The sequence below is a fragment of the Desulfatitalea tepidiphila genome, assembly GCF_001293685.1.
Lineage (GTDB): Bacteria > Desulfobacterota > Desulfobacteria > Desulfobacterales > Desulfosarcinaceae > Desulfatitalea > Desulfatitalea tepidiphila.
Window position 1 is genome coordinate 99,744 of record NZ_BCAG01000003.1, and the last position, 25,793, is coordinate 125,536.

Below are 25,793 nucleotides of genomic sequence, written 5' to 3' on the forward strand. Positions count from 1 at the left end.
AAGGGGGCAGTCCTTGGAAAGGATTTTTGGAAGAAGAGAGTTGATAAACTATTTTTAAATATTTACATATTTATAGAAAAAATAATTCAACAATATCAATATCTTTCAGAATAAAACATACGCGTTATTTTTAAAATCATACGCGTTATTTTCAATTTTATATGCGAATTTTCATAAATCCTACGCGTTATTTTCTGTCATGACGCTGATAATTCAAGTGGTTTCAACTGCTTCCGGCGCCGGAGCTTTGCTTTTTTTGCGCTTTTTTTGGGGCGTCTCTAAGATCACCCTGTAGAGTCGTTGCTTGGCATATTTAGTCGAGCTGAAATCCTGGATCAACCCCTTTTTTTTCATCTCATTAAATGCCAGCTTGATAATAGAATAGACCCCGCTGTTGTTGCTCCAGCTCAAATCCAGGAAGGTCTTGATCTCTTCGAACCACAAATTTATTTGAGCAGAGGCGTTTTTCCCGGCCACCTTGTTCAATATAAAACGTTTGAAAAGGAAATAGGCGTTTTTCCCCAAATCAAGCACTTCATCGGGGGGCCAGTCGGTATCCAATACCAAAGTGTTGTGAATGATCATTTTCCCCAGCGGCGATTTAAAGTTTACCACCAAAAGATCGTCTTTCAAATCCATGGAAAAAATCTGCTCAAAATTGTCCATCACATACACTGCGTCCACCATTTCGCCCTTATCAATCCTTATTCCCTTTTTGTTAAATTGGGGTGCCTTGGTGATGCATTTGACCTTGTAGTTCATCTTAAATTTCGTTTCGGCAATTTTTTGAGCATGCTCGAAGAATTTATCCTTATAACGTTCAAGCACGGGATAGTTTTTAAAAAGATCCAATTTGCTAAAGGAATATCGGATGTCGATGTTAAAGGCGGATTCCGTTTGGGCCATATTTTCTAAAAATTGCTGATATTTATAATTCCTATTCAAAAAATCCTGAAAATGCTCTTCAAAGGTCGGTTTCTTATATTCGTCATCAGATTGCTTTGCATACGCATCTCTCTCGATTTTCTCGACATCTTGACCTTCTTGGATGGAAAATGCTTTGATTGGATGTTTGCTCAGATATGCCATCACAATTGGAGTGAAAATCTTACCGCTGAACCTTTGGTTTACTTCGATAGCGTCATTTGACCGCCAGGATTTAGGAATATTTGAGTATTTTGAATAATATCCCTTAAAAATCGTGTGTAAAATGATGTCCAGAACAATTGACTGGTGATGGTTCCACGTCCCATCGATGGCATAGTTCGGCAGACTGTGGGGCATCTGTTTCTGTGTTGGATTGTGCATATCCACAGGCGACAGTGTGAAATTCAACTGACGATTGGTGATGATACTGCGTTTGGATTTTATTGGCATTGCTGCATCCCCCATAACGATTACATTCCCCAAGGATGCCAAGTCAGGATCAGGTCGTTATGGTTGGGGAAAACCTGATCCTGACTTGCAACCACAGTGAAATGGGCATTTTTTGAGAACCTTGCGCATGGTCCTCAAGACGGTGCGTCCCCGCCTTTTAAGTTTGTTCTCGAGTTGTATCGGCAACTTCCGGAATTTTCATAAGGACATCAACTGATCTCGCATGTGACCCGTGCAGATACCTGCTGTGGATTTGAGTTTCCAACCGGCAAAAAATTCGGGACGACTTTAAAATTTTTCGGAACAAAATATAAATTAAATACAAATCCAATTCACAGGAGGTAGTAAACCATGAGGAAAAAAATCTACACGCGCAATGTCGGAGTGATGCTCACAGAGCAATGTTATCAGCGGTTGGTCGACATCACCGACAATCTGGAAGTCACGGTTTCTGCGTATATTCGCGACTTGCTTCAAAAAGAAATCGACCAAAAGGAGGAAAACCTAAATGCATAATTTCAAGAATAAAAATGAAAGCGTTAGAGATCTAATAGACCTCATTACCGAGGCGCAACCCTTACACGATCTGCTGGAAAAAAGCGGTATTTCAAAAATCACGGAAGTTAACCCCATAAAAAAGTACCAGCGAAAAGGCGACCGTGAAGGCATCCTATTAAAAGTTAAGAAAGATAATGACCCTGAGGCAATAAGAGTTCTTATTGATCTCAAAATTGGCGAACCATCTGTTGATCAGGTCATCGATGCCACCTTCGGGATTGGAAATGACTGTGATAGAAGGATCATATTATATGCACCTGGTACGAACACCAGCGATCTTCAAAACCCTGCAGCAGACGAGCTTGTAGTGTCTTCATTGGTACAATGCCTTCAGCGATATCCATTAGGATTCAGTCTCTTCAAAATCGATGAAAAGACACTCACATTTGGTTTGCCAGAGTATCTTGAGCCCATCGATGTATCTGATGATGAAAAACTACCATTTGGTCAATTGCCATCCAAAGAGCGCGTTTTAGCCCATACCTTCTGGAACGTTTATTTCAATTCGTTCAATGAAGCGTTTTATAAGCCCTGGGAAGCATTCGATGACGAGGTTATGGAGACCAGCGACTGGGGTCACACCATCTATATTGATTGCTGCTTTTTCGGAGAAATACAACTCTATTGGGATAACCAGGGGGTGCGGTATGTGATTAAACAAGAAGACGATAACCATGAATATTTGAAACGAGTCTTAGATCTTAAAATGCCTGAGCTTAAAAACCGATACGGTGATGATTCAATGGAATTTGAAAATATGGTTGGAAGATTGCCAAAACTGCATATCAAGTATTCTGATAAACAACTTGACTGGTTGACCACAGCATCGCCAGCTGAAAAATCAGAGTTTGCGAAGATAATTTACGATGATGCATGGGAACTTCGATGGTTTATTGAGGAGACCGCTGATCGTTTATTTGAAGATAAAGTTGCATAAATTTTCAAGAACGACGTCTTTTAAAGGCGTTCATATTTTTACAAGGAGGAAACGGAGATGACAATTAAGTATTGTCCACACTGTAACAAAATGGGAAAAACAAGAGTTTTATCAGATTACGAACAAGTGCCCTGGAGGGGTATTATGGTCAAGCGGCGCCGAGTGATTCATTTAATTGATGATGAAGGTTGCGGTCAGACTTGGTATACCGTGGAGTTGCCGTTTGAGATGCTGCCAGATGAAGATGAGAATGACACAGGTTGAATGAAATTATGGAAATAGTGCACCAGGAGAGCGCATAATCATATCAAAAATAGATTGTAAGGCATGCTGTTTTTTCGGTATGGAAGCGCTCCCCTTATCGCATAGAATATTATTCTGGCGAGGCTGCAAATTATCACGCTCAGTTCTCTTCGTTTTTCAGGGCGGCCAGCGCCACTTTGGCCTTGAATTCCGGACTGTACTGTTTCCGTTTCTTGATCATGAAAAGCTCCTTTTAGGGTGTGACCCAGAGCTTAGCACATTGTCCAGTTTTTGGGGACCACCGCAAACATCCTGGTTCCGTTCTGTGATCTGCAGATTTGAGGCGCCCTTCTCGGTAGACTCGATTTTTCGTTTTGAAAACGAAAAACTATTTAAATTGTGACGATTGTTTTCGGCAATCATCGAAATGAATATTTTGTGAGCGCCGAAACGTCAGTTCGTTCCCTACCTGAAAATCAATTCTATAGTATCCCGAAAAGTTGCCGATTCTAATCAAACAGACTTAAATTTCCCTATAAGTATCAAGCATTGAGTTACTAAGTAACAAGAATTGGTGACGCTGTAAAAAATAAACACAACAGGAGAGCATATATGGATACCGACACAAGCCTGGAATTTAAGAAAAAAAACTCTGAAGATGACGATGTAAAAGATATAGTGGAGGATATCGTCAATAGTTCTCAAACCCAATCGGCAGATTCTGTGATCGATGGGGCTCCAGAAAATTCAGAAGATCCTGTTGTTAATGAGGCGTTTGAACATTTAAAAGCTATTTTTGTCCGTCATTTCCACGATGCAATGATGGAAGCCGGTCGATATATCATCGAAAAATTCTACGGAAATGATTATCGAGTCGCGTTTGCCAAAAACAAGACCAAAGACGAACCAGCAAGCCTGAAAGCCCTCATTGACAAAATCAGGATGGCGCCGAAAGCAACCGAAAATGGGGTTCCATCCATTGGGTGGTTTTACAATGCGGTTAACTTGGCGGCTCATGAAGAGATTTGCGCCCAGGAAGGATTACAAACGTTTGGAATGCTTGGCCACAGCCATAAACTCCAGTTGCTTCATACTCCAAAAATCAAATCAATTCAGCCGGATGAGTTCGATGAGGCCGTTAAATCAGCATTTGCAGAAAAAGAGCGGCTCGCCAAACATGCTTACGACAATTCTCTGTCTGTTCGGGAGTTCAAAAATTACATCAAAGAGCAGGATTCCTCAGATGGTATTGACATCACCTGCTTACCGCCAAAACCAGAATTGCGGAAAATCGAGCCAAAGGAATTGTTAAAACTCTGGAATAAGGCCAGTGCGAAATACGAAGACGGGCAACGCCAAGCGAAGGTATACAAAGAGGTGTTGGCGTCCCTTGAAATGGTTTTGAATGAAATCGGAAGCAATCCAGCCGCTGGTAAAGGTCGTTTTCAGGATTGGACTGAATCGAAGAATAATTTCAACATCTGTGTGGGGTGCAAAAACGATTGCGTATATTGTTACATGAAGGACATGAATGTTGGTAGGCAAAAGAAAAAACAACCTGAGGATTGGAGTAATTGGGAAATTCGCCAACAGAAGGTGGACGCTCCCCAGAACCTTAGAAATGGCCTTGTCGGTTTTCCTTCATCTCATGACATTTTTCCAGAAATTCTTGATCCCTATTTGTTTGTATTAGGGAAAATGCTCCGTGCCGGGAATGAAGTCCTGGTCGTCACCAAGCCTAATTTAGCCTGCATCAGTACTATTTGCGCAGTCAGTCAATTTTTCAAGGACAAAATCATTTTCAGATTTACCATCGGAGCCATGAATGATGCCATTTTGAAAATTTGGGAACCAAATGCCCCCAGTTATGAAGAACGCAAGGCATGTTTAGAATGTGCATTCAAACAAGGCTTCCGAACTTCAATTAGCATGGAACCTCCATTAGACGTTCCAAATATCCCCAAGTTGATAGAAGATGTTAGGCCGTTTGTTAATAATGATATTTGGCTCGGGACTATGAATCATATCGATTCGATTAGGAAGTGGGCTGATGAATCGTTTTCAAAGGAAATAGAGAGAATAAAAAACGAACAGTCACCGGAAATACTTCAATCAATTTACGAAAAATATAAGGATGATGCGTTGATCAAATGGAAAACGGACGCAGTGAAAATTTTTCAGGGTAATCAAAATCAGATAGAGAAAACAAAGCGGACACAAAAAAGAGGCTCGTGACCACTATAAAAGATCAAAGTGATGACAAATAGGTTGTGGGGACGGCGGTGTTATCTTACTATCTGCCTGGCAGAAGTGCTCAGATATGAAAAGACATGCCGTTGTGGATTGGCGATCTGCGGATTTTAGGTGCGCTTCTCGGAAGACTCAATTTTTCGTTTTGAAAAAGCAAAAACGGTTTTAAGCAGAACCCGCGAACTTTTAAAGTGTGTGTATAACACATTCACAAAAGGTTGTATTGATTCACCTCCTGATATTCCTTCCAACTAACAACACTTCTGTCACCGTTTCACCCCACATCAAGGATTTTTGAGCATTCATGTTTAAAAAAATTGGTAATGTGCCGAGCAAAATGGGCGATAATCAAAGAGTCCATACTCTTTTTCGCGATTGGGAATCGAATAAAACTTTCAACTTCAAAGGAGGCATAATGCCCAAAGCCAGTAAAGACATCGAAATTACGACAGGAGAAATCAACGCTAACATTATTCTCATTGCTCCGAATTGCAAAGGCGCCGATCAAACCACGACGGCCAGATTGACTCGGGCGATTCAGAAGCGACTTGGTTGTCATGCCATTATCAATGAGGCGTTTACTTGTCCCCCAAAAACCAGCGATGGAAAATTTGGTGATGCTGACATCGAGAAACGGATTGCCGATCTTAATCATATCAATCACGCCAAAAAGCATTCCAAATTCATCTCAACAATCAAAAAATGGATTACCGATCCAGCCAATGCCCATGTGTTTTTGATTTACGGAATCGAAGATGAAACATTCTCAGCGGAGTCAAAAAAATGGGGTTACAATGATGCAAAATGTCTGGTCGGTTACGGTCAGGGCGCTGGCAACGGTTTATCGATGAACGCCGATAAAGCAAAACAACTCGTTCAACTGATGATCCAAAATGGGCTCTTAAGTGCAGAGACACACCAGGAATCACCCGATTTCCGTGGCGCCAGTCCCGAAGTGATGAATCAATATTTCAACCTCAATAGCACTAAGTTCCCTGGTGTGCAGTCTGTTCAACTGGGGTTTGCAAAAGCGGGCGTTAGAGAAAAATGGTTTACAGTACAGACTGGCATCAAGGTGACCAAGGCAATAGCCGAATTGGTTGGATGTGAAACGGTCGACATCCCAGAGGAAAATGCTGATGAGGATCTCGTCCAGGAAACCACCGCAAAGGTGAAAGAGTTCATAGCCGCCAATCATAAAAACAGCATCCAAGTCGGCCATTATCTGATTGAAAAATTTTATGGCAACGATTACGAAAAAGCGAAAAAGGGGCAGAAGGTAAAAGGAAAATCCCTTAATGCAATGATAGAAGGGCTTGAAAAAATAGGAAATGCCCCATCCAAATCCTGGTTTTACAATGCTGTGAACTTAGCTGTTGACGATAAAGCGTTTGAAGGCGATGCGGATTATGCCAAATTGAACCTGTCTCATAAAATTTACCTTACCTATCTAAATACAAAGGATGAGTGGGAGACAGCAAAACTTGGACTCATAAAAGAAATTGCCAAAAATGGCACGTCAATTCAAGACCTTGGTAAAAAAATAGCGAGTATCAAAGGCAAATCAGAAACGGACTGGCCAGAACCTGATTTTATCAAAGCGATGGCGGATAAAGAAAAAATGAAATACAAGGACCGTGCCGAAAAACGGAAGATAAAAATCGAAGAGACGATCAAGGCGCTGACACTGGAATTAGAGAAATGCGAAAAAATAATCACCGCGGTTGTGGGAACCACAGAACAGACAGAGGAAGTGCTTAAAAAAACCGGCACTGATGGATGATAACCCGAAACCGGTTAACATTCAAAAAATTTCCAAATTTTGGAAATTTCATTAAAAGAACGGATTGACTGCCCACCCCGAAAAAGAACTTATGATGCTCTTGAATAGGTCCTGGTGTTGGCCATCGAGATAGACTCCTTGCATGGCTGACATCAGGATTTTTTTTTGGACTGTAATAGAAAAACTTTCAACGGGATTTAAATGTGAGTTTCAATCAAACCAAAGTGAAAGCGTTCTATCCATTGTCTAAGCATTGTGTTAACCTTAAAAAAATAATCGAGGAAAATAATATCTGTTTTAGAAGGGTGGCTTCTTTTATTGACTTTCATTATTATAAAGAAATTAGGCTTTTCAATTTGCAGTGCGAAGCTGACCGTTCCACCTAAATAAAAGTGCTAATTCCTTGACATCATCATTTCATAATGAGCAGAATGTTCAGACTTCTCAAAAATTCGCTTAAAGACATTTAGATAAGTCTCGACTAACATGCCGTCTATTGATAGGTAAATATCGTCAAGGGCGTAATGGGAACCGTCGTTAACCCATGAAAATAGAGATTTACAGATCAATTTTTCCTTCCCTTCAAACATTCCACAAATTTTGTCGGGATCAACACCGCCTAAGATCTTGAAATAGTTTTCGAGAATTCTCCTGAGGGTGTTCTGTATTGTGAGGTTCGAGCGATCTGGGTTTCTAACCTCAGCCCAAAGCAATTCGTAAGAAGTCCTAATTGGGTTCGATTTGTGTTGCTCTATCTTGGATATCGAGCCCGATTTTCGAACGACCCAGAATGTCTCTTCCTTCATAACTGCGCAGGTTCTCTTAGGATTGAAAGTGACTTCTCTGTGAAAGTAAACATTATGAGTCAGAACGAAAACCTGCTTAACATGAGTTCTTCCTGACCGAACCTCATTAAGCAAGTTTTTGATCAAACTGCTTACGATAAAAAGAATGTCGCTGTCGAGACTAGAAACAGGGTCATCAATGACAACAACGCGGTCTGTAGTCATTCCACTCTCTGAATCACTCCCTCTCATCAGGTGATAAAAGTAGAGGAAAGTTACAAAGTTTTTTTCTCCTTCGCTCAAAGTCTCCTTTGCATCGGAACCATCAGATCGAAACAACTTATAACACGTCCCGCTATCGGCCTTAGCAAGCGAAAAACTTTGGAAACCAAATGAAGCCAGAAGGGTGTTAATACCATCTATGGTTGGCTGAATACTTGTCGTTTGTCGCTCGAGTTCTCTAATCTCGGTTGCCTTATTCCTCGCTTCATTGGTTGCCAATAAAATTTGTTGATTCATCGCTTCGATAGCTTTGTTTAAGGCGTCATGTTTTACTTTGTAGGATTCCAAGTCCGCCTTCAGTTCTGCTTCGAGCAGATACTTCCATACTTGTGCACTTAAGATCCTACGTTCTTGGGCAAGGTTTGAAACCATCTTGTTGTGCCTGCTAACCTGAACGTTAGCTGCTTCTATCATCTCTTTTGTTTTTGATACAATATCATTGATGGATTCTAACTCCGTTACCTGACTCGGCTCTTTTTTCTTTGACAATAGGCGTTGCATATTGACCATGATTGTAGAATCGAGGAGTCCCTTTACTGCCTTAAGTTTTTCAATGTCAAGGAATCTGCTTGGATTAGCAATAATAGATGAAATCTGTTGCTGAAGTCGTTCGGAGGCTGTCTTATAGTCGGTGACGAGATCTTCAATGGCTTTACTGTCCGTTTCAAATGCTTCATCAAAATATTCGTTCAAGCTATTCGAAAACGCATCGGTCGTGGCCTGTTGGCAGAACGGGCACACCCTTTGATTTGTTTCATAAAATTTACGACCTTCCCTAACCCAGTCACTGTTCCTCAACTTCTTTATCATTTCAGCTATATCAACGTCATCCTTCCCAATCACGCGTTTCTTGAGTATCGGAGCTTTCTCATAGGAGAGGACAACATCAATCGTTAAATCAGGGACGAATCTCTCCGATGTCGGAGTGGAGCCGAAGACCGTTTCTGCCTTTTTTTCCAAAGCAGCCAAAGTCTCCACTGATGCAGAATTAGATATCCACTCTTTGAGAACCTTTCCCTTGAATTTTTCAGCATTGTTTCGAAAACCTTCGAATGCACCTTGCAACTTTGCGTCATGTTTTTGTTTTTGAGACCAGCACTTGTTTTTTAACCCTAATTCGAGAGCTGCCAGTTCACCTATTTTACCGCCCGTCCCACCCTCACCGTGCAAACCTAACCTAAGGCTTTCGATTTTTTTCGTGATCGTATCGAGCTCAATTTTTGTAGCGGCGATCTTATTGATTACATCTATGTTTTTTTCGCCAAGCGTGAAAACGCCCCTTAGCTCCGCACACTGGTTAAAGTTCGTCTCCACAAAATCTCGATTATAGACCAACGGCTGGAGCTTAGTGCCCCCCTGCCAAGTGATCTTGCAACTCGGATAGTTGGCTTCATTTGCAATTACCCTGCTAATAGTCGTTTTACCAGTTGCATTTGCCCCGTAAACGAAGTTGAACATAGAAAGGTCACAAAGGCTTTCAGGCGTGTTTGCGAAGGTTGCGGTGCCTGCAATCTGAACTGATTCGATCATGTAACCCTCTTTTCGCGAAGGCTCTACATAACCGGCTGGCAATGGGGCGCAGGGGAATTGCCACTCCGAGTTAATGCGTTGGTGATGTGAAATTTATCGAAAATTAGCCAAGCAATTCCTTGAATATATTATAATCATGATCGGAAAGATTAAATTTCAATTGAAGCTTATTCAGCATTTGCCCTGAATTGAACCATGAGATAAAGGTGTCAACATCACCTGCAAAACCTCTCGCGCACTTGTCTGAAATCGTCTGGTAATCCTGAACCTCTGGGAACAACTTTAGCGTCTGGTGAGTTGCCGTAGGGAAATCTGAGCCTTGTTTCATAAAATACAGGACACCGTATATGTGCTTCAAGCGAATTAGCAGACGGCTTTCAAATGGTGTGGTTGCGATTTTGTGTGAAGCTGGAGAATCTTCAGAGGATTTCAAAATAGTGTTTTGAGGTTGAGAGCGAGTAATTTTTTTTGTTGATTCCCTTGTTCGTGCACCACCTGTTGTATTTAAGGGAATTTTTTGTCCTATTTCCTCTTTTTTTGAAATTGTGATGTAAACCTGTTGGAGTGCCTCTGAAAAAGTCTCGTCATCGGTGTCCGGAAATTCGTTTCTCAAAAATCCTACAACTCTCTGTTTTAATTCGAATGAAATCAATTGCTGAGTAACTGCACGCACTTGTTGTTTTTTATTGAATTTGTGAAGTTTGTTGTTCAAGTATTCATCATATTCATTCGACTCAAGGCCGCTTTTATTAAAAATACTTACAAACTTTATTCCATCTTCTGATTGTTTTTCAAAATCAATTTTTTCTAACAATATTGGATCGGAGTGAGGGTTCAGTGGTCCATCATAAAAAACTCGTAAATCGGGTCCAATTAAAAACCCGAAATCGGATTTCATTTGTCTCATATAGGAACGCAGTTGACCAATTATGTAATCGCGTTTTATGTCCTCTAAAGGCCTTTTTACTTCCACAACAATCAAACATTTTTTATTTTTGCCATAAATTATTAAATCCGGTCGAAGTGTGCCTTCACGACCAAGTTGTATGGATGGCTGTCTTTCAATTTCATTCCTAAACTCCTTCCATCCTAAAACCTCAATGGCTCTAACCACCTGGTTTTCAAAATCCTTTTCAGGTAAAGTTTGCCTGATATTCTCGGACAGCAGAAAACAAATCTCGTTCCATTTTTCAGAATTTATGATTTGCTTATAATTTTCGGACATAAACTTATTATTATCCCCGCATCCCGGTTTTTACCCAACGCGTTCATTGTAGAGTCATCATATCAAATATAATAATCGATTAAATCTATAAAAAATTATTATAAATATGTCAAAATTGACCACTATTGAGCATCAAATATAAAAAGATAGTCTCGTGGCACATATTAGGAACGGTTGTTAGACAGGTACGACTTAAGTAATCACATCATATTATCTCTATAAAATCAATTACATTTCTGCGCGAAGCCGCGATGCCAGCAACATCCTAACTTGGCAATTTCTCTGTGTTAATTTTTAGTATGTGTAAAAACCTGTATACATCTTGGTTTAGTTGGATGTGTGAAAAGGGTGGGGCAACTGCTGCGAAATAGAATGATTCAATGACAAGGCCAGTGTCACAACAAAAGCGCTCAGATATGAAAAGACATGCCGTTGTGGATCCGCGATCTGCGGATTTGAGGCTCGCTTCTGATTGTTCCAAAAAAATGGGGGTTGAGATTGGAAATGTTTATAGATGGCGTCACATATGTACATTTTTTGCACTTTGTCGAGCAACTCGGCAATCCTTCGATCGGATTCTGTTTTCAGTTTCCGATTATGGTGGGGTTAACTTGTCCTGTTTTTGAGGAGCACTGCACATTTTATTCGTGCACCATTTCGAAATAAACTCCTTCTAATTATTATGTATAATTAAGATAGGACTTACAAGTAAATTGCTCAAAGTGTCCTATGAGACGTGATTATTGGCACCAAATGTGCAGAAACTTTTAAAAAAGCATTTGAGGCAGAATTAAATTTACATGATAGATCAAAGCTACCCTAATAATGTTCGAATCTAAGGGAGGTGAACAGTAAACTTAAGATACAATATTTAGAACATTTTGGATAGGGAGAAAGAGACATGAAAATTAAATATCTCGCTTGCAGTTTGATAGTTATAGCAATTGTTACTTGTTATCAATTACCGCAAGCCTATTCAAAAAGCTGGTTTCGACGTCTTGAGAATAAAATTGAGAAGCACGTTCCATCTCCAAAAAAAATTACGAAATCTATAAATAAAATTGGGAAAGGTTTAGGAAACACTTTTGCAGGTGCCGCTTTAACTGTTGCTGATATAGCTACTTTAAAAAATCCTAAAGAAAACTTTAAGAAAGCGACCAATGGGACAAAAGATATTTTTATAGGTTCTGGAGAGGCTGTTAAGAATACTTTAGAAATTACAGTACATGGGGGAGTAGCAGTTGTAGATGGAACAGTGCAGCATCTTGAAATAGACGTAATGCCACACCTTGAAGAAGCCTTATGTATGGGTAATGAAAATTGTATAAATGGTGGTGTAATTGTTAATGATGATGGCGAAGTTGTGTTTACAGATTCTAATGGTAAGGAAGTTGAAAAACCTGAACCCTCGAATGAAGAAAGAGTTTCATCAAGCAATTTAATAGATCAGAAAAAGGAAACATTTTTTCAAGATATCGAGGTTGTATTAAATTGGAATGATTATTGGCCAGGTGTTGATAATAATTTTCAAATAGCCCCACCTAATGGCACGGGTAAAATTCGCAATGATGATAAAGGATATGGCTTTCAATTTGCACCAAGATACAGAGAGAAAAGATATGATCATAATGGAGTAGATTATAAAGCTAAAACAGGAGATCCTGCGTATGCTCCTGTTCCCGGAAAAATCGTTCGAATCTCAAACGCGTACGAAGAAAAAATTTGTTATGATCCTGATTATATGAAAACTGAGGCATTCCGGTTAGAACAATCATTAAAATTGAAATGTATTGTTATTGCAAACAATAAAAACAACCAATATGAAGCGAAGGTAATGTATGTGTCGCCTCATAATGATTTAAAAGTGGGGGATACCGTTGAGGCCCATCAGTTTATTGGAACTGTTCAGAGCCAAGATCGACCACATATTCATTTAGAAATACGTGATCCTAACAAAAAACCTCTTATAATTCCTGTAAAAAGAAATGAATCCCATCCAGAAAATTTCGGTTAGAATAAATTAGGCATTTAGGGGGTTATTTTGAAGTAAGATAGCCCCCTTTTTTATTGGATGAAATTGAATAAGGCGATCGAGGGCAATGCACTCCGAATTGGTTTGTTGGATGGGAATCAAAATATATCAGTTTCACAATGCAGCGTGCGAAGAGTGGCACCATAAACCAGCTTGAACAAAATAGTCAGGAAGACAAGGTCTTTTGCCCTATAAACCTGTGGGAAAATATCCAAAGATTAAATCTAAAACCGGATAGCCTTGGTGAATTGCCAAACACGGGCCTTAACGATTGGTGAAGTAAAAAAAGTCCTGCTCAAAGAGTTAAACTTCTTGTTCATTTGCCGTCACAAAAATATCGAAACCACCGTAAAATTGCATATGGCAAGACACCAAGTTTTTCATTTGGTTACGATCAATTTTAAACCAAAAAATTTCTGGATTCTCACCGTATCGTTGTTTATCCTCCAAATAGGTTCTAACAGCAAAACAATATTTTTTTACCAATTCATATGCTTTGTGCGCTGGTCCATCTTCAATGTTGACTAACAAAGGGGTATGTATTCTAATTTTCATCGATAAATGTTGTTGATAAACATGATAATACAAAGCGCGCATTATCATATCAATTGAACGCTCAAACCTTTTACGATCAATTGATACCGCAACCGTGGGTATGCCATCAACTGTAACGGGAAATTTCTCACTGTGAAGGGCCGTCAACAAAGCGGGCCTACGACTAAAAGCACGAGTCAATTTTGTTTTGAACTGCTTGTTGGCTAATGGATTATTAAAGTAGCCATTTATGATTATCAAATGAAGATATTCATCATTATGCGATTTTTTAAGATTATGATCAGCACAAGCTGGAACAGTAATCAAATTTTTGCGGTAATTTTTGCCATCGGCCATATCCTTTTCTTCAGGAAAAAGGCAAAGTGGAGGGGCGTGTTCGCGAGAAATTGATTCAGACTCACACATATAGCACTTGGTGATCATATTATTAAGTTTGATGGCCATACAGGTTGTGTATGGATCGATCTCCAAAGATAATTACAACCCTCTTAAGACAAGAAGTTATGCGTCCTTATATTCCCTGAAACCATCGAGCAGATGTTGAAATGATTTCGGTTTATACTTTTCAAAGCTTTCCTGGTCCACAAATACGAAATCATAAACAACGTCAGATTGAACTCTATTGATATCTTCGCACCACTGTTTGAGTCTTGACATTTTTTGAGGGACATCCAGGTCCTCTTGGCCTTTGGTCTCAGCTATAACTACGCGATGATCGGCCAGTTTAACAAAAAAATCCGGGTAATAATTGGATATATCCCCATCCGCATTGACATAATCGAGTTTAAAATGCACAGCAAAATAGTTTTTGGCATGAGAAACCACATCAGGGCAATTTTCAAGAAAACTTGCAAAGTCCAATTCGAGATGACCATCACCAATTAATCTATTAAAAACGGATTTTTTTGGCATAAGATAACCCTGATCTTTAACCACAAAGGGGCGTGTGTGCCTAAGCTTGATCGTATCCCTTATTTCTGCGTCTCCTTTATCCCTAACCGTTAACTCGTTGATAGATCTTTTGAATGTTTCTATTATCGCTTTAGTAGCTGGCAACTCTGATAAATTGCGCAAAGTATTAGGGTCTTCCAAATCCACTTTTGCAGCAAATAAATTATCTCGAACAAATGCTTTTATTTTTCCATATAGAACATCGTAACCGCTAAAAAGATGCAATTCTTTCATGATAGTTTGTGCAAAATAGCCAATAACGCTGCGATAATCCCCTTTACCAGCGCCATCAAGCATTGTGGTGTGTACGATTTTTTTTGTTGTTATATCTTTGAAGACGATTTCCCGCTGCTCTTCCTGAGTAAATTTTAGATACCGGACGGGTTGAAAATCGAATTTGTCGAGGTCCAAATCTGTTAGATTTTTGTATTCCCGATAATTACGGGGCGAAAGAACAGGTATCTCAATATCCAGGGCTTTGATATCCTTGTTTTGATTGTTTTCATCTACTTCTATCATAAGAGGCGTTTTCGGTTTTGTGCCTTCTCCCATCGCCTTTCGTTCCAATTCGACACCTTCCGCTTGAATGGACTCGACAAAGTCCATAAAAGCATCAGTGCCGATTACGCTGACATACTCTTCCAGTCCTCCTGGATACATTTTTCGTAATCCGCGACCGAGTGTCTGTTCCGGCAAAATGTTGCTTTTTGCTGAATAGGCGCGCAGACCAACAATGGTTGTGACATTTTTGACATCCCATCCTTCTTTGAGCATCAAGACCGAGACAATTGCCTTATAGGGGCTATCCATCTCGTCAATTTTATTTGCCTGTTCACGGAGTCTTTCCAAGTCCTCCTTTGCCTTACCAGTAGCTGCCTCTGAAATTTCACCGTTATTCTTAGTGTGGATCACCAGCACTGCCCCTTTAAGCTCGGGGTAACGTCCCTGCAAATATTCGTCAACATCATCACAATTGCGTGTATCATCAGTCATTACGAATAAGATGGCTTTTTTTCCAAGTTTTTCGTGCTCAACATATGCCTTTCGCCACTCTATAACCCCAAGGTCGATATAATCTGCATATTTTTCAGTGTATTTTACGCTCTGATTCTCATGGAGTTTTGCTCTGCTCGGCGCATCGGGTAACACGGGATGTTTGACAACATTCTGCCAGATAGCTTCGACCAGAGGATAATCGGCAATCGTTTGTACAAAAATTGAGCCATTATTATGTTTTGGGGTGGCAGTTACATCCACCTGCAAAGCAAGTGCACTTCCTTTTTGGAGTAGACGATTATGAATGTCTTCGATTGATTTGAACCAGGCGAGTTTTTTATCATGAACATGATGAGCCTCATCGTTGACAACCATCAATTCATCGATATCTCGTACGATCATTCCCAGATCGACTTTGGAATCTGTGGTAGCGCCCGTTGGTCTTTTGCCGAGAAAATAATCCATCATATTCTCATCATCGGGGCTGGGAGGAATATCATCCCCAGAGTATACCCGGTGAATATTGGTCAAAAAGATGTTTCCTGTTGGACGGGTAACGCGAACCTCATCTTGCTTGTGTAGGGTAAGTTGAAAATCATCGCGCCAGTTGCGGCCACCAAAACCATTTTCCGGCAACACCGGGTCTTCAAAAAAGATGCGTAGTCCCTGAAAATCATGATAAATGCGATCCAACACAATAATATTAGGGGCGATAACCAGGAAGTTGCGTGACAACGTTGATTCTGGTTCATAAAGTCGGTTAAAAAAGCTCCAGGTGATTACAAGACTCATGACTTTGGTTTTGCCGCTTCCCGTGGCCATTTTGATCACAAATCGTTTCCAACTTTCATCAAACATTCCTCCCGAAACTGAATTGGAACTATCAAAGCGCATTAAATCAAACTTATCCTGAACGCCTACTACATCATACAGATAGACAATGGTTTCCAATGCCTCACGCTGGGCAAAATAATATTGGAATTCGGACATCATACCGTCCGATTTCTCCAACAAATGCGGAGTATCAAACCACCAACTGAGCAAGCTCCGAGTTGTGTCTGTCGCTCCCACATAACCACTCTCTCGGAACTCTTTAACCTTTTTGCGAAGCTGCGCTACCAACGGTGGTATGAGCTTATCCATTGTCGTTTCGCGCATTGATTCATCAGCCGGGAACCAACGAATATCAGGATCGAGAATGGCATGAGGGGAAGTTGGAAAATCTGGATGCAGGCCCATTATTTTTTGCCTCCTACGCTGACCTCAACGATCGTCATCGTATCATTGCCAAAGATGTCGACCACCTTTACGGCAATTTTGCGTCGTCCTGGAGGACATTCCCGAGCGACGCTAATCAGCTCTAAAGATCGATCCTTCTTGGTCCGGAAGCTTTGCCACTCATTTTCAAAGATGTATTCACCGGTCCATACCTCTTCATAATCAGCAAATGAAAGCTGCACCGGTTCTGTTGTTCCATCGATTTTTGTCTGAACGCCTTTACTTCGGTTAATTCGGATGATTTCACGTTTGCTCTCAAAATTAAAATCCACCGCCCAATAATCGATCCAATCGGTCCATTTTTGGGTCAAAACCTCACGAGTGACTATTCCTTTGGCGTCCTTGTTGACCTTTACGATTTGCCCCTTTTCCACAACTATTTTGCTGCCCTTGTTTTTTAAGGTCTCCTCGGCATGTTTTATTGAATCCTGAGAATAAAAAACGGAAAAGTCAGTCAACTTCACAGCTACCGTTGCAGGTTTTCCTTTCTTACCATCCTTTACAATGGGTTTAACTTCAATGGCCGCGACGTCATGGAAAACCACTTGATTTTTATCTACCGCGCGCTTGTCGAAGACTTCAGCAGGTATGATTTTGGGTGCAATGTCAATCCCCTTGCTACGTGCTTCATCCAAGACATTCGGGAATAATCCCATTTCGAACTCGAACCCGAGGATATCCACTTTGGTGATGTGTTTTTTTCTGCACTCAAGGATAATCTCTTCAACAAAAAGGCGAGAAACCGGTAAGTTGACTGGGCCGATTGCCACGAGTCTTCCTGCACGTTTACCATGAAAACAGGCAAAGTTGTCGACCTTTTCCGCTCGATATGCCCTCAAGATTAACTCAACAAATGCAGCTTCTTTTTCAGCGATTTTTTGTTGACGTTGTTCTTCGCGGAGATTCGGATTTACGCCTATATAATGTTGTCGCTCATATTTTCCCAAATTGAGGATTGCAAATGCACGATAATTTTTACCTTCACCCTTTAATTTGCGTTGGACATCAATCATGCGCTTTCGGGTCGTATGAATTGCGAACTTGCCCAAATCGCTAACTATCCATTTGCGACCCAGCTTTTCTGCAACTGCTGCTGTTGTGCCTGAACCGCAGAAGAAATCCGCTACAAGGTCACCCGGATTAGACGATGTTTTAACCATCCGTTCTACAAATTCTTCGGGTTTTTGGGTTGGATACTTTGTGTCTTCCAGTGCTTGTGAGTTGATTGGGCGAATGTCATCCCATAAACTTTGGGCGGGCTTACCCTCGCTTTCATCCAAATACTGTTTTCGCTGTATGCGTTGATCCTTGTTATCTGGGAAATATAGTTTCCCAGCCGCGTCCCACTCCTTCATCGTTTCCAATTTGAACGACCATCCATTTGCTGGTGGTTTATAACCCTTGTATTCGTAAATTAGAGAAGGACTATAAGACGGACTCGTTATGGCATGAAGACGATAACGTCTACCGTTCTGATCAGTGTAAACGAACTTGGATTTTACGTAAGGATCTTCCTCAGAATATGGAATATATGGTTGGTTGAATATGTATTTTTCTCGGGACTTTGCATAAAAATAAATTGTATCCGTTGATGAACCAAATTTTCTACTTTGATTTAGGATGCCAGTTCTCCGCTTCCAAACGATTTCATTTATTAATGAACTAACCCCGAACACCTCATCAAGGCATAATTTAATAAATGCCGAAACGCGGTAATCACAATGCACATAAATACTTCCATCTTCAGCAAGCAAATCTCTCATAAGAGCCAACCGTTCATAGATCATCGCGATAAAAGAATCAGCTCCTCTACCCCAAGTGTCTCGATAAGCAATTTCTTCGAGGATAGTAGGTTTCTTGGTAAAAGTGTCTCCTCCAATCTGAATATCCATTGAAAAATCGGCCCCCACATCAAACGGTGGATCGATGTAAATTAACTTTAAACCGCCCTGTTTTTCTATTTCTTCCCTCATTGGACCGTTTTTGAGGGAAGACAAAATCAGTTTATTGTCACCCCATATAAGTTTGTTGGTCCATCCTTTAAGTTGTCGTCCTCGTTCATCGAATAAACCCATTTGCAAAACAGCATCTGCTGGCTTTTCGGCTCTTGGTTCGTCCACCTGTTCAATGGTTTGAAAAGGTAGCACAATATTGCAAACCTCGTTGGTCTTGCCATTCCAAACCAATTCAACCTCGCGCTTCTCAGCAAAGAGCAGAAATCGATATTTTTCCGGCAGTGGTTTGTCTGCTTCAATGAATCGGATAATTTCTTGTTGTTCCTGTTCAGTCAAACGTGGCATGGGAATCCCTTTTTTAGCCAGTTAAAGGGTTCTGAGCATCAATTAATGCGGTAAGGCTTTGAAAGGCTATAAAAAATACACTTTATTTGAGATTTCGGTTGCATTTTGTTTTTATTTTTCAACTATGTCAAGAACTACATAATATCATTCTCTTTTTATCGCTTTTTATATCTCGGCAAAATCATTCCCCCAAATCCCTCCACCCCGCCTCCATCTATATATATTAATCCCCAATAGACCACCAAACCCACCCACCTAAATCCATCAACCCAACCAAGGAGGCAAATCCATGCTCAATTCCTGCATTTTAACCGGCAACCTGGGCGCCGACCCCGAGATTTTCTATTCCAGCGACGGCGACCCGATAGCCACATTCAACCTGGCATTCCGGTCATCCAAGAAAAAGACCGGCTGGATCAAGATCACCTGCTTTCAAAAACTGGCAGAAATCACCGAGCGTCATCTGCACAAAGGCGCCCGCATCGCTGTGGCCGGCATCTTGGACCAGAATAAATGGGAAACCGATGAGGGCGTCACCCGGTCATCGATCCAGCTCATTGCCAATACCATCGAGTTTATCAAAACAGACGGCAGGGGATTTGGCGACAACCCAGCCGATGATGTCCCTATCTGAACCACAAGGAGGGCGATGAAAACAAGAACCGTTGAACTGATCATCGCAATTGGACTTGAGCTGCTCGACTGGCTCAAAATCATACTCACGGAGAAACGGAGGAACCATGACGGCAAAAGAGATACAAAAAAGAAACCAGAAGGCTGAACAACTTAAAGTGCTGCAAAGCGATGACGGCCAATACTTCGTTGAAAGCAGCGAGGGCAAGATTTTATACAACGTGATCATCAGCGATGCCGGAGATAGCTGCACCTGCGGAGACTATGCCCGCAATGTGAAAAAGTCACCCGATTTTAAATGCAAACACATCCTTGCCGTATACAACGCCATTCCCCAAAAGCAGGTCGAAGGGGCCACTTTCTTAGAACGGCAAGCTCCAAAACTGGATGAACGCTGGATCACCAAGATCGAGGGAAAGGAATTTGTCAAATATCCCGGCCTGCTCGATCTGGGACATCAAAAAGGGATTTCCAGCATCGAAGTTGAAATCGTTCAGATGCCCACCGGGGACAATGGGAACTTTGCTGTCTGTCGGGCAACCGTAATGTCAAAACTCGGTGAAACATATTCGGACATCGGAGACGCCAATCCCTCCAATTGTTCGAGCAAGGTATCGAAACATCTGCTCAGGATGGCAAGTACCCGTGCCATTGCAAGAGCGCTTCGGTCGTACACCAATGTGGGGATGACCGCACTTGAAGAGCTTGCAGACATCAATGAAGCCATCAACGAAGGGGCAAATCATGAGCATCCTAAAGCGCAATCCAAACCGGCGAAAAAGGCTCCTTCAAAGGCGCCGAAAAAGAGTGCAGCTGAAGATGACCAACCGAAATCAGACGCAGCGCAAATGGCGCCTGCCGTGGAAAACCAGGACGCCAAAGAGTCTGTTCGAAAGGATGATGCAAAGAGTCCTGCCCGTGCTGGGATGAGTGAGGCGCAGCGCCGTGCCATCTTCAATCTGTCCAGACGCCGGGGAATCAGCGTGGAAGAGATCGAGTGCATGGTTGAAGAATCCTATGGCGTCACGCTCGACAACCTAACCAGCAGCGATGCCTCGGCCTTCATCCGGCAACTGCAGACTGCTGCCTAACCTAAAGATAGCAGATCCTTAACGTATGCCTTTTTAAAGGCGATAGGCAGATCCTAACTCGCGCCAACCGGATGCCTATCGCCTTCGTATTTTAACAAATACGCAGCAACTGCGTTTTTAGGATGCCTATGAGGAGGAACTGATAATGGTTTTAAGTGAGCTCAGGCAAACGCCGCACCTATCGGCATCGAGCATCAACGAATATGTGGAGTGCTCGCTGCTGTATAAATTTGGGCGCATCGACAAACTGCCTATGGAATTTAAATCCGATGCCCTGGAATTTGGCACCTGCATTCATCGGGTGCTTGAAGCATATTACAGCGCCAAGATGATGGGGGACAGGATGTTGCTCAAGGATGTCCATGAGTTTTTCGTGTTCACCTGGCTGGATATGGCAAGGGGCCGCGATGATATCCGGTATGCGGACGGTAACGATTACAACTCGCTTTTGATGTTTGGAAGAGATCTACTGACTGCCTGGTATACCAAGTTGCCCGATGACGATTTTACCATCCTGGCCATAGAAGAGGCGTTCAGTTTCAACCTGCCGGGTATCGACATTCCCATCATCGGGGCAATGGATCTGGTCGAACAGGACAATTCCGGCACCATCATCATTACCGATTTCAAGACATCTGGTCGGGCCTATTCAAAGGATGAGGTGGACAGCAATCAACAACTGACCATGTATCAGATCGCCGCCAAGCAAAATGGATACGCCGATCATGAGATCCTGCTGCGCTTCGACACCTTGATAAAAACGAAAGTACCTCGTTGTGAACAGTATTGGACTACCCGTACAGAGCTTGATGAACGGCGCCTGATCAAAAAGGCCAGGCAGGTGTGGGATGGGATATCAAAGGAAGTGTTCGTGCCCAACGATACCAGCTGGAAGTGCAAAGGGTGCGCCTACAAACAGGCCTGTGACGCTTATCTGGAAGGAGAAGAGTATGACCAAGCGAGCCATCCATGACGTTCAATCGTTTTTAACGTTCATGCAGTCAGACGGGGACCGGGTCTATCAAATTGTGAATGTGGAGTTGTTGCTAAGACGCCATCCACCCGAGGCGGTCGTGTCATTTTTGCAGGAACTTCATAAAGATTACGGCAAGGCATTATCCAGGTTGATTCAGGAGGACAAGACCAGTTCCCAGATCAATGAGCTGGTGGCCAAGCGCTTCCGCATCAAGATGGCCATCAACACGATTCGCAACCTTGAAAAGGAGGATCAGGCAGCATGAGCGAATTAAATCCCAAACAACAGGAAGCAGCTAATTTCAAAGAGGGCATCGCCGCCGTCATAGCAGTGCCGGGTAGCGGTAAAACCAGAACCATGATGGAAAGGATCGGCATCCTTGTCACCGAATACGGCATACCGCCCGAGCATATCCTTGGATTGACGTTTACCAGGAACGCCGCCGACGAAATGCGATCACGCCTGGTGCCGGTGTTGGGAGAGATGTCGTCACGGGTCCGATTGTCCACTATCCATTCGTTTTGTCTGCATCTGCTCAAGGTCGAGGGCAAAGTCTTTGAAATCCTATCCGGCAAAGAGCAGCTGGTGTTCATCAAAAATGTCATGAAAGGATTGAAGGTAAAGGATCTGACCGTTGGGACCGTGCTGCGAGAAATCTCTCTGGCCAAAAACAACATCATCGACCCGATAGAGTTTAAAGCGCTCTTTTCCGGCGACAAGACCATGATGCGCATTTCTGACATCTACCAGGCATACGATGAAGCCAAGGAACACAAACTGCTGCTCGATTTTGATGACCTGCTCCTTGAAACCTACTTCCTGCTGCGGGATAACGATGAAGTACGAGCGAAATACCAGGGCAGCTTTCAATCGATCCTTGTCGATGAATTTCAAGACACCAACCCGGTGCAGTTCGAGTTGCTGCGCCTGTTGATTCGGGAAGACGGCAATCTTGACGCTTCGAGTTTTTGGGTAGCTGGCGATGATCATCAAGCGATCTATTCATTTACTGGAGCATCCGTTGGCAATATTTTAAACTTTCAATCGATGTTCCCCGGCTCTCGTCAGTTCATTCTCGATCTGAATTATCGCTCAACGCCCCAGATCCTCACTGCCTGTCAGAACCTGATCCGTCACAACGTCAAGCAGATCCACAAGGAGTTAAAGACCGACAACCCGGATGGGGATGATGTCGTTGTACTCGAAGCATCTAACGAAGAGACAGAAGCGATGGGCGTGGTCAATGAAATCGTGGATCTTATCGAGCGCCGTGGTTATCAATACAGCGACATTGCCGTGCTCTATCGAGCAAATTTTCAATCCCGGTATGTGGAAGAGGCCTTCTTGCAAAACAAAATCCCGTATCACATTCAAAGCGGCCGGACCTTTTATGATCGTCATGAGGTCAAGTGTTTGCTCGACTATCTGCGGGTGATCCATGCCCCGGATAGCGATGAGGCAGACGAGGCATTGCTCAACATCCTCAATGTGCCGGTCCGTTATGTAAGCAACCAGGTCAAGGACCAATTAAAAGATTACTGCCGGAAGCGGGGGATTCATCTGTATGCGGGATTAAAGTCCATGATCATCGCGGTGCCCTATGTGAGAAAGCTGATCAGAGAATTTGTGGCTTTCATGGACCCGTTGATTGAAACCGCCGAAACATTAGAGCCAGTGCAGGTCATACAGAAGATTCGCATCATCTGGGACTATGATCGCTTTGTCGTGGACGAAGACATTCCCAGCCCCGATGACATCAAAATTTCAAACATCAATCAATTACAATTAGCGGCCGCCCGCTATTCGACCATTGCCGCCTTTCTCGAATATGCCGACAGCTTCACCGACGAGACAGTGGGTGACGACAAAGAGGGCGTGAGTTTAATGACCGTGCATAAGGCAAAGGGATTGGAGTTTGCCGTGGTGTTCGTCATTGGTCTGGTTGAGGGACTGATGCCCAGCGGTAAAGGAAACCTGGAAGAAGAAAGGCGCATATGTTTTGTCGCCATATCAAGGGCCATGAAACTGCTGTTTGTGTCATACCCATTGAACTATCTGGGACAACCAGCCAAAAAGTCCCAGTTTCTGGATGAAATGCTCGGCAAGCGTGACGTCGACCTGCAAAAATCCGCCGCTTAAAACCCCGCACAACCGCTACAGCACTCGTTCTTAATTCAACCCATTATCGAATCACACCTTATATAAAAGGAGGTCCAATCGTGGATTTTCAGCTGATTCATTTCAGAGACGCAGACAAGATCATCGAGCAAAAGGCAATGGTCTCGGATGTGGCCATGACCATGGAATATGTGTTTACCGCCCTGCAAGGATCGCTTTATCGAAAAGAGCTGCTACGTCTTGCCCTGGATGAGATGGGATGGCGTGAAAGCGGATGCCTCAATGTCATCGCCGGCCGCCGTTACCAATACAAGGGCTTTAAGCACGGTGTGGCCATCGATGGGCATTTTAGCGCTTACGAATACATCCTGGAAGGTCTGATGCGTCTTCAGATCGGCTATGACAAGGGCAACATCGAAGCAGGTATCCTCATGCTGACCGCCAAACGCAGCGAAAAGAGTCCCTATGGGGATATCGTGAACATGGTCAAAGAGGACGTGGATTCGCTCTATCCGACCATATCCATGCCCGTATCGATCTGTCTGTTTGACCTGGGAGAGCCCTATCTGCCCGATTAGATGGAGGTGATGACATGGCCTATCCATTTGAAAAGCTGACGACCCGTAAGTTGAGAAGTAAACTGCATGGGAAATGCAAACGGGATCGTAGCCATGATGATCGTTGCGACCATACAGAATCAAACCCATGGAAGTTCAAGTCCCGAAGATTCAATCCCACCCATTGTCAGACCAACGAGAATCCCACCAGCCGGTAATCATCACCGACAATCAATAAATTCAAATTTTCCGGAAGCCATCCGTCCGCTTGCATGGATACGCACCCTGAAAGAGTCGTCAGGGAAAATATAGTGCGCCAGGTGGTGAAAGGCGCATCTTCCGGAATTCAACCTTTAAAGGAGAATCGTATGAAACCCAATCTGACCACCCTTGGTAAAGTGTTCGACCGCGTGGATGCCATGTCGGTAAACTGTTTCGATCATAACATCGCTGTGCCGGACATATCGTTTGATAACCTGGACATCGTTCGCATTGCAGGTGAACCCCATCCGCTAAGACCTGTGGCGCAACGATCCATATCCAATCGTCTGGGAATCCCATACCCGTATTTGACCAGATGTCCATCCGATGTGCAGGCGATGAATTTGAATCACTGGATCAAGCATGAGAAAAATGATCAGCTGCTTTTCCGTTTCGATGGACAGGAAGTTCGAGCAGTCTTTACCACCAAGTATATCCCCGTGGATAACTTTGAAGTGATGGAGCGCCTGGACTCTCTGGGATATAAACCCGAGACACCGGTCCAATGTCATCTGGATACAGAGTTCATGTCGTTGAGCATCCCGGATGGTGCCAAGGCATTTGACATCAACGGAGACAAATTCAAACCGGGCATCTCCATATCCAATTCTGAAGTGGGATTGGCATCGCTATCCATTGCGGCGTTTGTGTTGAGACTGGTCTGCACAAACGGGTTGGTGGCGAAATCCGATGTCTCTGCGTCGTATAGGCATGTGAGCACCAAGATTTTGAACGAATTTCCCATCGTGATGGACAAGGTATCGCTGGAGTTGGGCGCTCAGCGGGAACAGTTCCGGTTGTCGTTGGAATCAAGAGTGGAAAATCCTGAATCGACCCTGGCCAGCTTCAATCGACAGTTTGCTTTGAATGGCGGTGAAAAGGATGCTGTGGAACGGGCATGGCTTCATGAAGCAGGAGAGACCATGTTCCATGTGGTTAACACGTATACCAGGGCGGCACAGAAGGAGGATTTGCCAGCCGAATCCAGTTTTCGGCTATCGCGTGTCGGCGGGAATATATTGGGGATGTTGAACTGAAAAACGAACTGTGGTTCGTTTTCTGTGAGAAGGGAAAG

20 protein-coding genes are annotated in these 25,793 nt (G+C 42.8%); 14 read left to right on the forward strand and 6 right to left on the reverse strand.

The features are described 5' to 3' along the window. Window positions 1–213: 213 nt before the first annotated feature. Window positions 214–1,392, reverse strand: coding sequence for a hypothetical protein (locus tag DFT_RS05100; protein WP_152971870.1), 1,179 nt, complete (start codon window positions 1,390–1,392; stop codon window positions 214–216). 336 nt (window positions 1,393–1,728) lie between these two features. Here DFT_RS05100 and DFT_RS26125 point away from each other — a divergent pair, with 336 nt between their 5' ends. The 5 genes from DFT_RS26125 (at window position 1,729) to DFT_RS05120 (ending at window position 7,148) form a co-directional block, all read left to right on the forward strand. Next, on the forward strand, window positions 1,729–1,893 hold the full coding sequence (locus DFT_RS26125) for a hypothetical protein (RefSeq protein WP_161807081.1): 165 nt from the start codon (window positions 1,729–1,731) through the stop codon (window positions 1,891–1,893). Further along, window positions 1,886–2,872, forward strand: coding sequence for a hypothetical protein (locus tag DFT_RS05105; RefSeq protein WP_054030172.1), 987 nt, complete (start codon window positions 1,886–1,888; stop codon window positions 2,870–2,872). Before DFT_RS26125 ends, DFT_RS05105 begins: the two co-directional genes overlap by 8 nt. A 57-nt stretch (window positions 2,873–2,929) precedes the next feature. Next, window positions 2,930–3,136, forward strand: coding sequence for a hypothetical protein (locus DFT_RS05110; protein WP_054030173.1), 207 nt, complete (start codon window positions 2,930–2,932; stop codon window positions 3,134–3,136). 591 nt (window positions 3,137–3,727) lie between these two features. Next, complete coding sequence (locus DFT_RS05115; RefSeq protein ID WP_054030174.1) at window positions 3,728–5,350, forward strand: radical SAM family protein; 1,623 nt, start codon at window positions 3,728–3,730, stop codon at window positions 5,348–5,350. A gap of 319 nt (window positions 5,351–5,669) precedes the next feature. Beyond that, window positions 5,670–7,148 carry a hypothetical protein gene (locus DFT_RS05120; RefSeq protein ID WP_054030175.1) on the forward strand — a complete coding sequence of 493 codons (1,479 nt, stop codon included), beginning with the start codon at window positions 5,670–5,672 and terminating at the stop codon, window positions 7,146–7,148. A 395-nt stretch (window positions 7,149–7,543) separates the two neighbouring features. Here DFT_RS05120 and DFT_RS05125 read toward each other — a convergent pair whose 3' ends face one another. Then, window positions 7,544–9,745, reverse strand: a complete 2,202-nt coding sequence (locus tag DFT_RS05125; protein ID WP_054030176.1) for an AAA family ATPase — start codon at window positions 9,743–9,745, stop codon at window positions 7,544–7,546. 103 nt (window positions 9,746–9,848) lie between these two features. Further along, a complete protein-coding gene (locus DFT_RS05130) occupies window positions 9,849–10,970 on the reverse strand; it encodes a PDDEXK family nuclease (RefSeq protein ID WP_054030177.1) in 1,122 nt (373 codons plus the stop codon). Between the two features lie 901 nt (window positions 10,971–11,871). Between DFT_RS05130 and DFT_RS24835 the strand changes: the two genes are divergently transcribed. Then, window positions 11,872–12,984, forward strand: a complete 1,113-nt coding sequence (locus DFT_RS24835; RefSeq protein WP_076750399.1) for a M23 family metallopeptidase — start codon at window positions 11,872–11,874, stop codon at window positions 12,982–12,984. Between the two features lie 321 nt (window positions 12,985–13,305). Here the strand turns inward: DFT_RS24835 and DFT_RS05140 are convergent, their stop codons facing one another. From DFT_RS05140 to DFT_RS05150, 3 genes are read right to left on the reverse strand one after another with little or no spacing between them, the layout of a single operon-like run. Next, on the reverse strand, window positions 13,306–14,001 hold the full coding sequence (locus DFT_RS05140) for a hypothetical protein (RefSeq protein ID WP_152971871.1): 696 nt from the start codon (window positions 13,999–14,001) through the stop codon (window positions 13,306–13,308). Window positions 14,002–14,058: 57 nt separating this feature from the next. Beyond that, window positions 14,059–16,743 carry a DEAD/DEAH box helicase gene (locus DFT_RS05145; protein ID WP_054030180.1) on the reverse strand — a complete coding sequence of 895 codons (2,685 nt, stop codon included), beginning with the start codon at window positions 16,741–16,743 and terminating at the stop codon, window positions 14,059–14,061. After that, on the reverse strand, window positions 16,743–19,082 hold the full coding sequence (locus DFT_RS05150) for a site-specific DNA-methyltransferase (RefSeq protein ID WP_054030181.1): 2,340 nt from the start codon (window positions 19,080–19,082) through the stop codon (window positions 16,743–16,745). Before DFT_RS05150 ends, DFT_RS05145 begins: the two co-directional genes overlap by 1 nt. Before the next feature lie 289 nt (window positions 19,083–19,371). Between DFT_RS05150 and DFT_RS05155 the strand changes: the two genes are divergently transcribed. The 8 genes from DFT_RS05155 (at window position 19,372) to DFT_RS05185 (ending at window position 25,755) form a co-directional block, all read left to right on the forward strand. Further along, a complete protein-coding gene (locus DFT_RS05155) occupies window positions 19,372–19,716 on the forward strand; it encodes a single-stranded DNA-binding protein (protein ID WP_054030182.1) in 345 nt (114 codons plus the stop codon). Between the two features lie 15 nt (window positions 19,717–19,731). Next, window positions 19,732–19,863, forward strand: coding sequence for a hypothetical protein (locus DFT_RS26930; protein WP_268750665.1), 132 nt, complete (start codon window positions 19,732–19,734; stop codon window positions 19,861–19,863). Beyond that, entirely contained in the window at window positions 19,823–20,806 is a 984-nt protein-coding gene (locus tag DFT_RS05160; protein WP_054030183.1) for an SWIM zinc finger family protein, read from the forward strand. The genes DFT_RS26930 and DFT_RS05160 overlap by 41 nt, the downstream gene beginning before the upstream one ends. Before the next feature lie 145 nt (window positions 20,807–20,951). After that, complete coding sequence (locus tag DFT_RS05165; protein WP_054030184.1) at window positions 20,952–21,779, forward strand: RecB family exonuclease; 828 nt, start codon at window positions 20,952–20,954, stop codon at window positions 21,777–21,779. Then, on the forward strand, window positions 21,757–22,047 hold the full coding sequence (locus DFT_RS05170; RefSeq protein ID WP_054030185.1) for a hypothetical protein: 291 nt from the start codon (window positions 21,757–21,759) through the stop codon (window positions 22,045–22,047). The genes DFT_RS05165 and DFT_RS05170 overlap by 23 nt, the downstream gene beginning before the upstream one ends. Further along, entirely contained in the window at window positions 22,044–23,921 is a 1,878-nt protein-coding gene (locus DFT_RS05175; RefSeq protein WP_054030186.1) for an ATP-dependent helicase, read from the forward strand. Before DFT_RS05170 ends, DFT_RS05175 begins: the two co-directional genes overlap by 4 nt. A gap of 80 nt (window positions 23,922–24,001) precedes the next feature. Continuing rightward, window positions 24,002–24,478, forward strand: a complete 477-nt coding sequence (locus DFT_RS05180; protein ID WP_054030187.1) for a hypothetical protein — start codon at window positions 24,002–24,004, stop codon at window positions 24,476–24,478. A gap of 347 nt (window positions 24,479–24,825) precedes the next feature. Next, the gene (locus DFT_RS05185; RefSeq protein WP_054030188.1) at window positions 24,826–25,755 is read left to right on the forward strand and encodes a DUF932 domain-containing protein; all 930 of its coding nucleotides are present in this window, start codon (window positions 24,826–24,828) and stop codon (window positions 25,753–25,755) included. The last annotated feature ends 38 nt before the right edge of the window (window positions 25,756–25,793 follow it).

Coding starts and splice junctions, on each gene's coding strand:
- DFT_RS05165 (WP_054030184.1), top strand. CDS start 20,952: ATGGTTTTAAGTGAGCTCAGGCAAACGCCGCACCTATCGGCATCGAGC.
- DFT_RS05150 (WP_054030181.1), bottom strand. CDS start 19,082: ATGCCACGTTTGACTGAACAGGAACAACAAGAAATTATCCGATTCATT.
- DFT_RS05145 (WP_054030180.1), bottom strand. CDS start 16,743: ATGGGCCTGCATCCAGATTTTCCAACTTCCCCTCATGCCATTCTCGAT.
- DFT_RS26125 (WP_161807081.1), top strand. CDS start 1,729: ATGAGGAAAAAAATCTACACGCGCAATGTCGGAGTGATGCTCACAGAG.
- DFT_RS05100 (WP_152971870.1), bottom strand. CDS start 1,392: ATGGGGGATGCAGCAATGCCAATAAAATCCAAACGCAGTATCATCACC.
- DFT_RS05160 (WP_054030183.1), top strand. CDS start 19,823: ATGACGGCAAAAGAGATACAAAAAAGAAACCAGAAGGCTGAACAACTT.
- DFT_RS26930 (WP_268750665.1), top strand. CDS start 19,732: ATGAAAACAAGAACCGTTGAACTGATCATCGCAATTGGACTTGAGCTG.
- DFT_RS05120 (WP_054030175.1), top strand. CDS start 5,670: ATGTTTAAAAAAATTGGTAATGTGCCGAGCAAAATGGGCGATAATCAA.
- DFT_RS05140 (WP_152971871.1), bottom strand. CDS start 14,001: ATGGCCATCAAACTTAATAATATGATCACCAAGTGCTATATGTGTGAG.
- DFT_RS05110 (WP_054030173.1), top strand. CDS start 2,930: ATGACAATTAAGTATTGTCCACACTGTAACAAAATGGGAAAAACAAGA.
- DFT_RS05130 (WP_054030177.1), bottom strand. CDS start 10,970: ATGTCCGAAAATTATAAGCAAATCATAAATTCTGAAAAATGGAACGAG.
- DFT_RS05155 (WP_054030182.1), top strand. CDS start 19,372: ATGCTCAATTCCTGCATTTTAACCGGCAACCTGGGCGCCGACCCCGAG.
- DFT_RS24835 (WP_076750399.1), top strand. CDS start 11,872: ATGAAAATTAAATATCTCGCTTGCAGTTTGATAGTTATAGCAATTGTT.
- DFT_RS05125 (WP_054030176.1), bottom strand. CDS start 9,745: ATGATCGAATCAGTTCAGATTGCAGGCACCGCAACCTTCGCAAACACG.
- DFT_RS05175 (WP_054030186.1), top strand. CDS start 22,044: ATGAGCGAATTAAATCCCAAACAACAGGAAGCAGCTAATTTCAAAGAG.
- DFT_RS05185 (WP_054030188.1), top strand. CDS start 24,826: ATGAAACCCAATCTGACCACCCTTGGTAAAGTGTTCGACCGCGTGGAT.
- DFT_RS05105 (WP_054030172.1), top strand. CDS start 1,886: ATGCATAATTTCAAGAATAAAAATGAAAGCGTTAGAGATCTAATAGAC.
- DFT_RS05115 (WP_054030174.1), top strand. CDS start 3,728: ATGGATACCGACACAAGCCTGGAATTTAAGAAAAAAAACTCTGAAGAT.
- DFT_RS05170 (WP_054030185.1), top strand. CDS start 21,757: ATGACCAAGCGAGCCATCCATGACGTTCAATCGTTTTTAACGTTCATG.